At 43.1% G+C, this 12344-nt stretch carries 8 protein-coding genes; all 8 read left to right on the top strand.

What is annotated here, in order from left to right; genetic code table 11:
• Positions 1–3: 3 nt before the first annotated feature.
• The 8 genes from BUE31_RS11235 (at position 4) to BUE31_RS11200 (ending at position 11999) form a co-directional block, all read left to right on the top strand.
• Positions 4–1527 (top strand): glycan-binding surface protein, encoded by a 1524-nt coding sequence (locus BUE31_RS11235; protein WP_073403465.1) that lies wholly within the window; start codon positions 4–6, stop codon positions 1525–1527.
• A 219-nt stretch (positions 1528–1746) separates the two neighbouring features.
• Complete coding sequence (locus tag BUE31_RS11230; RefSeq protein ID WP_083619706.1) at positions 1747–3222, top strand: cellulase family glycosylhydrolase; 1476 nt, start codon at positions 1747–1749, stop codon at positions 3220–3222.
• Positions 3223–3370: 148 nt separating this feature from the next.
• A complete protein-coding gene (locus tag BUE31_RS11225; RefSeq protein WP_200801909.1) occupies positions 3371–5188 on the top strand; it encodes a family 43 glycosylhydrolase in 1818 nt (605 codons plus the stop codon).
• Between the two features lie 271 nt (positions 5189–5459).
• Complete coding sequence (locus tag BUE31_RS11220; RefSeq protein ID WP_073403463.1) at positions 5460–5690, top strand: hypothetical protein; 231 nt, start codon at positions 5460–5462, stop codon at positions 5688–5690.
• Between the two features lie 181 nt (positions 5691–5871).
• Complete coding sequence (locus BUE31_RS11215) at positions 5872–7986, top strand: alpha-L-arabinofuranosidase C-terminal domain-containing protein (RefSeq protein ID WP_073403461.1); 2115 nt, start codon at positions 5872–5874, stop codon at positions 7984–7986.
• Positions 7987–8030: 44 nt separating this feature from the next.
• Complete coding sequence (locus BUE31_RS11210) at positions 8031–9605, top strand: glycoside hydrolase family 43 protein (RefSeq protein WP_073403459.1); 1575 nt, start codon at positions 8031–8033, stop codon at positions 9603–9605.
• Between the two features lie 229 nt (positions 9606–9834).
• On the top strand, positions 9835–9960 hold the full coding sequence (locus BUE31_RS31565; RefSeq protein ID WP_255376658.1) for a hypothetical protein: 126 nt from the start codon (positions 9835–9837) through the stop codon (positions 9958–9960).
• Positions 9961–9962: 2 nt separating this feature from the next.
• A complete protein-coding gene (locus tag BUE31_RS11200) occupies positions 9963–11999 on the top strand; it encodes an NPCBM/NEW2 domain-containing protein (RefSeq protein WP_073403455.1) in 2037 nt (678 codons plus the stop codon).
• Positions 12000–12344: the final 345 nt, after the last annotated feature.

Raw genomic sequence — 12344 nt, 5'->3', positions numbered from 1 at the left:
AAAATGAAAAAAAAATTAGACATCCGCTTGTATTTATTGCCGCTATTCCTGATGGTGGCTTTATTGCCGGCTTGTAAAAAAAATAATGAGGGTTCTTCTAACCCACCGGTAATTACAAGCGTAAGAATGTATCATGCGTCGCCTAAGGATACGCTTATGAGCACGGGCAATGCTAAAACTGATCCTACCTGGTCTGGAGGAACAGGACAATATGTGGTGATCATCGGGCAGCATTTAAAAAGTACAACCCGGATAGAATTTGACGGTGTGCCCGCAAGTTTCGATCCTATATTCTTTGCGGACAATAGCGCTATTGTGAGAATTCCCCAGATAACGTTTTCAACTATTGACACCAGCAAGCTTTATACCTTAAAGGTTACAACACCTGGTGGCTCAACAACATTTTCTTTTAAACTGGGTCCGGCAGCACCTGTTGTTTGGGGCATTTCGGATGTATTTGCCAACCCGGGCGATTCGGTTTATCTTTTTGGTGCAAATTTAGTGTTGGTTCAACACCTGGTATATGGGGGAACCAATATCCCCAAATTTAGCACGAACCTTCATGGGGACTCCCTTGGCTTTTTGATGCCTGCATTAACTCCTACCAAACTAATTTCGGTAACCACTAAATCTGGTACTGCCTTGGATACCATAAATGCGAAGCCGGGCATAACCGGCATTTCCTACGTTAATCCCAAACTTGGTGATTCGGTTTATGTTTATGGTACTTACCTTAAGACTATCAAGTCAATTTCTTTTGGCGGTGCTACTATTACTAATTTTACAGAAGGTCCACGTGGCGCTTATGTGAAATTTGTGGCTCCTGATGAGAACAGCTACTCAAGTGGACCAGTGACCATTGTTACCAGTTATGGAACGGCTTCTACTGTTAATAAAGTAAATACTCAAAATAACGATAAAGTAGGTCTTTTAGGAGATATGGAGTGGGGTGATAATTTTGGTTTTGGCTGGGCCCAATTTGAACGTTTAACTGGGGAGTGGGAATATCCCCAATTTAATGGCTCGATGGGAAAAGATCATAGTCAGATGATGGTTATTGATTGTCCTAGAGATAATCCTGTTTTAGCTGCCGGTGCTAAGCAGGACATCACATTGGGTAATTCTAATACGGGTAATCACTGGTTGCCTGTGGCAAATCTTACAGATCCTCCTTCAAACTGGGCTTTTCAATTTGACATAAGTGTGGCTAAACCATGGAAAGGAGGTACCCTTCTTATTAAAACTAGATTTGCAGGTGACACTTATGTTGCGCGTTACGAGCCATGGAAAAATAGTAAAGTTGGTTTTGAAACGAGAGGTTGGGAAACCGTAACTATTCCTTTATCTGCCTTCAAATCAACAGTTAATCAATTAGGGGATGGTGTATCAATTACTCAAATAAGCGATTTATTAGGGCCTACTGGTGCGGGTCCTTATGATATGTACCTTGAAAATTTCGGTACTTCGTCAATTGTAACTGGCTTTTATGCCGCTATTGACAATATTAGGTGTGTGAAAATCAAATAGCCTACAGCCTCACAGCATCAGTTGCTGTGGGGCTTTTTACCAATCGAAAGCATTGGATTCGCTAAACGGAGCAGGATTTTAGAGCCACGAAATTAACAGTAAAAGATCAACGTACAATTGAGCCTCTGTCATAGCGGGCGGCAAAGAGATATGATGCTGATATTTTTTAGTGCAGGGGATGTTTATGCGATTTTCATAAAATTTAAATGATAGAACAAAATGAAAACAAAGTATTTTTTTAAATCTGTAGTATTTTTTACTGCGATCATTACACTTTTCGCATGCAAAAAGGCGAAAACTCCGGCACCGGAACTTACGGTTAGCATGTCGACCATGATGTTTGCGCCTGATGGAGGAAGTCAGGACATTACCATTACCAGCAATGCTGACTGGAGCATAAGCAACCCTGCTTTTTCATGGCTGCAATTAAGCGCAACTTCCGGCAAAAGCGGCAGTACCGTTATTCATGCAACAGTGACATCGCCAAATGGTACAGGTGCAAGCCAGTCTGCAATTTTATACATAAGTTCGTCAAACGGGCAGGCAAGAAGGTTGACGGTTACCCAGGCCCCCACCATTTACCCAAGTTATAATACATCGTCTATAGCGCCAGACATGACTGGTATGACCAGCACAGCCGTGCAACTGGCTGCAAAAATGGGAACAGGAATGGGAATGAATTTTGGCAATACTATGGACTCACCAAACGACGGTGATTGGGTGTCTGGTAAAATTACCGACGCGCAGGTGAAATTTGTAAAACAATTAGGTTTCAGTGCTGTACGGATTCCCATGAACTGGGTTTGGACCCATTTAAGCGATCGGAAAAAGGCAACAATTGACCCTGTATGGCTTGCGCGGGTGAAACAAGTGGTTGGATATTGTGTGAACAATGGTGTGTATGTGATAGTAAATGCTCACGCGGATCTTGGCTGGCTGGAAGATAATGTCAATGACATAAAGAAAGATTCCGTTAATGCAATGCAAAAGGCGATTTGGGAGCAGATTGCTACAACCTTGCGTGATTTTGATGAGCACCTTTTATTTGCCAGCACGAATGAACCTAAGGCCGATAATGCCGGGCAGATGGCCATACTCAATGGTTATCACGAAACATTCATCAATGCAGTTCGCTCTACCGGAGGCAGGAACAGTTACCGGGTGCTGGTTGTGCAGGGGGCTCACGCTGATCCTACTACAACTGCTACTTTGATGACTACTATGCCTCACGACCCGGTGCCTAACAAGTTGATGCTCGAGGTGCACGACTACACACCTGCTGGATTTACGATACTAACGGATGGAGATGCAAGCTGGGGCAAAATGATTTACTACTGGGGGGCTGGGAATGTTTCTACTATTGAGCCATCGCGCAACGCCACCCCTGGAAATGGAGACGAGAGTGCGATCACTACTGAGTTACAAGGGATAAAACAGAATTTTGTTGACAAAGGTATCCCTGTGATTCTGGGCGAATATGCAGCTCCGAGGAGAAATAATCCCAATAATCCTATGCCTTTGGATACGTTGGTGAGCAACAGGTCTGTGGATTACTGGAACACTTTTATGACCAAAACGGCTAAAACGGATGGTATACTGCCATTTTATTGGGAAGTAGGGAATATGTTAGACAGGGCTAATAATGTGATAATAGACCAGCGTACGTATAATGCCCTTGTGCTTGGATATAAGTAAAATTAATGTTGGATTAAAGCTTTTTCTGGAATAGCGGTACTGTGAACAGATTACACAGTACCGTTTTCCGGTGAGCTAAACTTTAAAAAATTTAGCTTGACGTATATGATTGGTATTGATTGTGAAAAAATAAATTAAACTAACAAAAATGAACAATATAATAAATATGAGAAAGGGTCTTGGTATATTTTTAGCCTTACAACTCTTTTTCACATTGCTTTGTTTTTCCTGTAAGAAGAAACAGGTTGTGCCTCAACCTCAAACTCAATTCACTGTTTCTTCCGCGCAAGTTGTTTTTGAGTCGGAAGGAAGTAGTTCTAATGTTTCTATCACCAGCAATGGTAATTGGACAGCGACAGCCAATAGCTCAACTATATGGTTCACGATAAGTCAGTTATCGGGAGGCCAGGGCAATGTTACGCTTAAATTAATTGCGGACGCTAACAACACGGGGGCTGGCCGCGAGGCGATAGTGACTATCAAAGCTTCGAATGGCGATACCAGGCAAATTCAAGTTTCACAACCAGATAATCAAGATCTGGAAGCAAAATTCGCAAAAGTTTCGCCGAAACTTCTCACCAATAATGGGAATCCTTTATTAGATTTTATGTTTACAGCCGACCCAACAGCTATAGAATACAATGGAAGAGTTTATGTGTACACCACAAATGATCACCAACAGTATGACACGGTAGGAAAGGGTGGGAAAAACAGTTACCAGTATATCCGTACACTGGTCATGATGTCTTCCGCTGATATGGTCAACTGGACTTATCATGGACTCATAAATACAGCAAAGCTGGCGCCATGGACTTATACGTCCTGGGCGCCTTCCATTGAATCCAGAATGGAAGCGGATGGTAAAACGCATTTCTATATGTATTATTCAAATAGCGGTGCTGGCTCAGCCGTGCTTACTTCTACCTCGCCCGTTGGCCCTTGGAAAGACCCATTAGGAAAGAACATAGTCGACCACTCTGTCCCCGGTGTGGATGTCGATGTTCCATTCGATCCCGGAGTTGTGATTGACGGCCAAGGTACTGGCTGGCTGGTTTTTGGAGCCGGAACGCCTAAAACAGCCTATATGCCGGATAATGCCAGAATAGTCAAATTAGGAGCAGATATGATCAGTTTGGCCAGCAGTATTTCTAAGATACCAGCTCCTTATTTTAATGAGGCCAGTGACCTTAACTTTATCAATGGAACCTGGGTTTATAGCTATTGTACGAATTGGGATCCACGCACTGTATGGCCTTATAGCAATATTGCTAAACCAACCGCAGCCAACATATCTTATATGACGAGTAAAACACCCTTAGATCCGAATAGTTGGCAGTATGGCGATAATTACTTTAGGAATTCTGGCGAAAACGTGGGTGATAACGTGGGGCCTTTGTGCAACAATCACTCCCACTTGTTCACGTTTCAAGGGAAATGGTATTTTGCTTACCATGCCATGTATTTACAGGATTATTTTAACACTACGGGTGGTTTTCGTAATGTGGGTATCGAAGAAGCAGCGGTGAATACAGGGAATGGCGTGAACATCCCCATGGTCAGCGCAACTTATAAAGGTCCTTCACAAACTCAGCTATTAAATCCATTCGTTGTGCAGCAAGCAGAAACCACTGCAGGCACTTCGGGGCACGTCAAGTTCGATACTGCTGGTATTGTGGGTAATATGGTTGCCAAAGGACAAATAGATAAACAAGTTCTCATGGTCCGGGGAGCCGATTTTAGCAATCAGATTCCTTCCAAATTCGAAGCCCTGGTGAAAGGAACAGGTCAAATTGATGTTTATGTAAATAATCTTAAAGGCCCGGCTCTTGTTTCCCTTAAATGCGATGCGAAGGACTGGACTACGCTCTCAAAGCAAATAGAACTGAACATACCTAAAGGAGTGGGTAATATCTATTTTGTATTTTATGGAGAGGGTTTTTTGTTTGATGAATGGAAATTTTATTAAGTCCGGTTGCTGGTTTATTGATGCTATTTATAAGTAGATGTCCGATCAAAACGGGCTGTTACTGCCGATTCGGTGAAACCGTTAAGCCTTTCTTTTGGGAGCCGGAGGCAAATAAACGTTGATTCAGCAACCCGCGAATTATTTAAGACAATGACACTTAAAACTGCCAGTATCACAAATAAGAGTTTATTCGTGATACCGGCAGTTTTCCGCAAGTTCAAACTGATATAATATATTCAATTAGCGCTAAATAGTATTAAAAAAAAAGAATATGGAAGGTCAAATTATTTCAAAAGGGCCAAAATTAGATGAAAGTGAAATTAAAGTTTTGATAGAGAATTTTGATACGATCGGTATTTTGCTTAAGGGGCACCCTACTATCTTCAGTAACCCTATCTTAACGCCTGAATCGAAAAAAATGTGTAACGAGGGCTTGGTTCTTATCAAGAAGTTCACTCAAAAATGTTTAGAACATTATGGGATGAGTTACCTTTCAAAATAAGATTAAAAAATAAAAAAATATCATGTTGAAGAGGTCCGCCGGATTTAAGGCTGTCAGCATGCGCCACCTGGTCTTAGACAGTTATGACCTGTCTGAAGGTAAGTGTGATTTCCAATGGAAATGCCCCGTTGGCCTTATAAAATAAGTGTAAAAAACACAATAAATAATATTAAATTTCACAATGAAAAAGTTATTATCCATTTCAAGTTTGTGCCTGTTCCTGTTCACTGCAACAAGCTTAAAAGCGCAAAGCCCTAAGCTTACGCTTGATTTAACTAAACCCGGCGCGAACGTTAGTCCGCAACTGTATGGGTTGATGACCGAAGAGATTAACCATTCGTACGATGGTGGTTTGTATGCCGAGCTGATCAAAAACAGGATATTTAAGGACAACCCAAATACACCGGAAGCATGGAGCGTGATCAAGGAAGGTAGTGCGAAGGCCACAATTCAATTAGTTGCCGCAAACCCCGACTATGTACCGGCAGATCAGCGGCGCTATGCAATTAATGGCGCGTTAACTACTTGTTTAAGATTATTGGTGGATACCGGTGGTGGTAGGGCCGGTATTGCAAATGAAGGTTATTGGGGCATACCTGTTTTACCTAATACAACTTATAACGCCTCTTTTTATATTAAGGGTACGGAAATCAAGCCATTGCCCAACGAGCAATGGGCTCCCAAGCCCACAGTTGCTGTCCCGGTAATTGCTGATAACACTGCCGGGCGTATAACCGTAAGTATAGAAAGCAATGATGGTAAAACGGTATATGCTACGGGTACTATTAATTTAGTAAAAAGCACCTTTTGGAAAAAATATGAACTTAAATTAATAACAGGCGCTGATGTTAAACCAACATCTGCCGCCCGTTTTGTTATTTCAACAAACCGTACCGGGGTTTATTATTTTAACCTCGTCTCTTTATTTCCGCCAACTTATCATAACCGTCCGAATGGGAACCGAATAGATATAATGAAGTTATTGGCCGATATGAAACCCCGCTTTTTACGTTTCCCCGGCGGTAATTTCCTCGAAGGCCCGAAATTGAACGATGCATTTCCGTGGAAGACTACTTTGGGGCCGCTTGAGGGGCGGCCAGGCCATACCGGCTCATGGGGCTACCGCCCCACTGACGGAATGGGGTTACTTGAATTTTTAGAATGGTGCGAAGACCTTAAAATGGAACCGCTGCTTGCCGTTTATGCCGGCTATTCGCTCGACGGCGACCATGTGGATTCAGGCCCGCTTTTAAAACCATATGTAGAGGATGCGCTTAATGAAATTGAATATGTTACGGGCGACGTACACACATATTGGGGCGCTAAGCGTGCGGCGGATGGGCACCCGGCGCCTTTTAAACTCAGTTATGTGGAAATTGGTAACGAAGACGGGTTTGACGACTCTGGCAGTTACGATGGACGTTTTGCCCAGTTTTATGATGGCATTAAATCCAAATACCCTAACCTTCACTGTATTGCAACCATCGGCGGTAAGGATTGGCTTGGAGGAAGGGGTAAATTAACAATTCGCAAGCCCGAAATTGTAGATGAACATTATTACCGTAATGCCTGGGGAATGGAAGAGGATGCGGCACATTATGATAACTACGACCGCAATGGATATAAAGTGTTTGTAGGTGAATGGGCAACAACGGAAGGCACGCCCACCACCAATTTGAATGCTGCCCTCGGTGATGCCGCGTGGATGACAGGTATGGAACGTAACTCAGACCTCGTTATCCGCTCATGCTACGCGCCTTTATTTGCAAATGTAAATAAGGCTACCGCAACCGCGCCGAAAGCATGGCAATGGGATTCAAACCTGATAGGTTATGATGCATTGACAAGTTTTGGCTCGCCCTCGTATTATGTACAAGCAATGTTTAACAGCTATATCGGCAATAAAGTGGTGCCTATATTGGGCATCAATATCCCTACCCAAACCAGGTCTGCCACCAAGCAGGATAGTGCGACGAACAAAATGCCCGAACCCATACCAGCCATGTTTTATGTAGCTACCCAGGACACCAAAACGGGAAAACTGTTTCTTAAAATAGTAAATACAACAGGAAAGCCGCAGCAGGTTGATATCGATTTAAAGGGAGCTGGAAAGCTTTCTCCCGAGGGTATCATTGTAGTCATAAAAGGTGATAAACCCGAAGATACGAACACAGTCGGCGATCCGGTAAAAATAGTTCCGGTTACCTCTAAAATAAAAGTGGCCGGCGCTGAATTTACAAGGACTTTCGATCCATATTCAGTAAGCATGCTTCAAATAAATACGTTAACTAAGTAATTAAAATCAGGTAAGAATACCAGGATAAAAAAACAAATTTCAATATGAGAAATGCGATTTACAGGTTATGGATGACGGCCTTAATTATCACGCTTATAGCGCCGTGTTTATATGCACAAAAAGCAACTAATCCTATTATTTATGCAGATGTACCAGACATATCAATAGAGCATGTAGGCAATAGCTATTACATGAGCAGCACAACTATGCACATGAGTCCCGGTGTACCGATTATGAAGTCGAACGACCTGGTGACCTGGAAGACGGTGGGTTATGCATATGATACTTTAGGAAACGTTGATGCATTAAATCTCACAAATGGCAAAAACGCATATGGGGAGGGTTCGTGGGCAAGTTCTATTCGTTTCCATAATGGAACCTATTATGTAAGCACATTTTCTGCAAATACCGGCAAAACGCACATTTACAGTACTAAAAATATCGAAAAAGGTCCGTGGAAAGCCAGGTCATTTGCCCCCGACCTGGGTGATCACTCCTTGTTTTTTGATGATGACGGAAAGGTTTACATGATCAGCGGAAGCGGAGATTTAAGGTTAGTTGAATTAAATAAGGACCTTTCCGGCATAAAGCCTGGCGGAACTGACCAGGTTATCATTAAAAAAGCAAACGTGCCCTCGGGTGGCATTGGTCTCGGTCCGGAGGGCTCTCAGCTGTTTAAGATAAACAGCAAATATTATCTTTTCAATATTACATGGCCACCGGGCCACGTACGCACTGTTATAATCCACCGGGCAGATAAAATCACCGGCCCGTACGAAGGACGAATTGGCCTCCAGGATTTAGGTGTGGCGCAAGGTGGATTGGTTGAAGCGCCAAATGGGGCCTGGTATTCTTATTTGTTCCGTGATTATGGCTCGGTGGGGCGCATTCCCTATCTGGTCCCTGTAAAGTGGGTGGATGGATGGCCCGTTTTGGGCACCAACGGCAAAGTGCTGGATACACTAGACCTTCCGGCCAGTAAAGGTTTGATCCCGGGCATTGTGGCTTCGGACGAGTTTACCCGTAAAAAAGGTGAACGTGCATTACCACTGGTTTGGCAATGGAACCATAACCCGGATAATAGCTTGTGGTCTGTTACCGCGCGGAAAGGGTATTTACGACTCACCACAGGCAGGATTGACACCGATTTCGTGATGGCACGAAATTCATTGACACAACGCACTATCGGCCCGGTATGCTCCGGGACAGTTTCGCTCGACGTTTCTAATATGAAAGATGGTGATTTTGCGGGTTTGGGTCTTTTGCAAAAGAATTACGGGTTAGCTGGCGTCAAAATAGCCGGGGATAGCAAAGCTGTCGTCATGGTCAATGCAAGCACCGGAAAACCTGTGGAAGTACAAAAAATCCCGTTAAACCAAAAGGTAGTGTACTTTAAGATGGAATGCGATTTTACAAACAGAAAAGACGTGGCAAATTTTTTTTATAGCCTGGACGGGAAGACATGGAGACCATTGGGCACACAATTAAAAATGGCCTATACCTTCCCGCATTTCATGGGCTATCGTTTTGCTTTGTTTAATTATGCTACAAAAAATATAGGGGGATCGGCTGACTTTGACTTTTTTCATATAACAGATTCCATTTCTCCTAAAAAATAAAAAATTGGCGATAAATGGACCTGATTTATTCTTAGGGCTCAATAACATGTTTATAACCCAATTTCATTCTCCCGTTATTTTCATAGATGGGAGAATGAAAAATATATGTTTCTGTAGCGAGGATGAAGCCTTTACCGAAAACGGGATCCAATTGTTCCATAATATGAAACATTCCAAAACTTCGACCGGTCCATTATATATAATATACACACATAAATTTAGGACAACAATGAATATCAGAAAGAAAGTATTGCAGGCAACAGCTCTTTTTGCTGCCGCGGGGGCGCAGGCTCAAAACCCGATTATACAAACCATTAATATAGCCGATCCAGGCATCCTATCACTTATAAATTAAAAATGAATACAGCAAGTAAAAGCATAATTACTCTTGTCTTCGCGATTATCGTCAGCCTAGTAAGTATAAGTACTCTTTCCGCACAAACTGTTTGGTTAGATCAGCTGGATCTCAGCGCAACTACACAGGGCTGGGGCATACCTAAAAAAAACAGGACAGTTGATGACAACATCATGACTATCGCAGGCAAAACTTTTGAGCGTGGCTTCGGCACACATGCAGAAAGCTCTCTTTTTATTCAGCTTGATGGTAAGGCAAGTTCGTTTACCGCGCAGGTTGGCATTGATGATGAGGTGAAAGGGCGTCAGCCCGCCGTAGAGTTTATTGTATTCGGCGATGGCGCAAAGCTTTGGTCGAGCGGTGTAATGCATGATGGTGATACTGCCCGGCTATGTAATGTGAAACTTTTGGGTGTGAAAAAACTTTATCTGCTGGTAACAGACGGAGGAAACGGTAACAGCAGCGATCATGCCGACTGGGCAGATGCAAAATTTGAGGCGCCCGGTGTGGCAAGTTTCACTACTTATTATCCTGTCCCAAGTGAGCCCTACATTCTTACCCCTAAGCCATCGGCAAAACCGAAGATCAATAGCGCAAGCGTTTTCGGTGTCCGCCCGGGCTCGCCGTTTCAGTTCAGGATACCTGCCACCGGAGACCGGCCAATGACCTTTATGGTTACCGACTTGCCTCAGGGACTAAAGCTGGATCAAAAAACAGGACTTATCACCGGTAAGCTTGTAACAGCCGGCACTTACGTTATTCAATTGAAGGCAAAGAATGCGAAAGGTATAGCCGAAAAAAGTTTACGCATTATCTGTGGTGATAAAATTGCACTTACCCCGCCAATGGGTTGGAATAGCTGGAATTGTTTCGCCGGAGAGGTTTCTGCTGAGAAAGTCAAGCGCGCTGCGGAAGTAATGGTGAAAACCGGACTTGTAAATTACGGATGGAATTACGTAAATATTGACGACTACTGGCAAAATAACCGCGATTCGAAAGATCCTTCCCAGCAAGGTAAGTTCCGGGACGAAGCTGGTAATATAGTTCCTAATAAAAGGTTTGGAGATATGAAATCCCTGACAGACTATGTGCATGGCTTAGGTTTAAAGATCGGCATTTATTCCAGTCCTGGTCCCTGGACCTGTGATGGCGGTGCCGGTAGTTATGGACATGAAAAGCAAGATGCCGAAAGTTATGCCAAATGGGGTTTCGATTACCTGAAATACGATTGGTGCAGCTATGGAGGAGTGCTAAATGGAATACCTGATAACAACCCAAACAAAGTAGTCTCCATATCTTACAATGGAGGTTATCAATTGTCTACCGCCGTAAAACCATACAAAATAATGGGAGATTATATCCGTCAGCAACCCCGCGACATTGTTTTTAGCTTGTGTCAGTACGGAATGTCGGAAGTTTGGAAATGGGGCGGTTCGGTAGGTGGAAACACCTGGCGTACAACGAATGATATAACAGACAACTGGTCCAACGTTAAAAGCATAGCATTAGCTCAGGATCAGGCTGCAGCCTGGGCTAAGCCCGGTAACTGGAACGATCCGGACATGTTGGTTGTAGGAACAGTAGGCTGGGGTAGCCCGCATCCCACCATGCTTAAACCAGATGAGCAGTATCTTCACTTCAGTCTTTGGTGCCTTTTCTCTGCGCCTCTGCTAATTGGTTGCGATATGGAAAAGCTGGATGCCTTTACCTTGAATTTATTGACAAACGATGAAGTGATTGCTGTCGATCAGGATGCTCTTGGCAAACAGGCTACCTGTGTTCAGACTATCGGAGATCTGCGCATTTATGTAAAAGAGCTTGAGGATGGCAGTCGTGTAGCAGGCTTTTGCAACTTCGGTCTGGAGAAAGTGGATATCTCTTACAAGGATCTGAAAAAGCTTGGTATTTCAGGAAAGCAAAAGGTGCGTGATCTTTGGCGTCAGAAAGATATTACAACAATCCATGCGGACAAAGAGGCTCTTTCGGTGAAGGTTCCGGTGCATGGAGTGGCCCTGTACAAATTTACGCCGGTTAAATAGCAGGATAATATCTATTAAACTGAGCTCGATTTATAACTATGCGGCTGACTTTGACTTTTTTCATATAACAGATTCCATTTCCCCGGAAAAATAAAGCCTATTAATATTAAATAGCGAACTGAAAAATTAAAAAAAAAGCGCACTTGTTTTTATTAACTACCTTTTTTTGCCCAGCGAGAAATGAAATTTAACCAGTTAAACAAATAAATCGGTCCAAACCTGTTTTATGAAAAAAACTCTAAATTATTTATTAGGCATCCTGACATTAACAAGATGCAGTAAGCAAGAAATTGCTGATTTAAGCGTAAAACCAGTTATTACAAACACTAATAAGTCGTTCGACGC

It is taken from the genome of Mucilaginibacter sp. OK098 (assembly GCF_900142915.1).
GTDB lineage: Bacteria > Bacteroidota > Bacteroidia > Sphingobacteriales > Sphingobacteriaceae > Mucilaginibacter.
The sequence above is the reverse complement of the archived record's forward strand: the minus strand, read 5'-3'. Positions and strand labels throughout refer to the sequence as shown.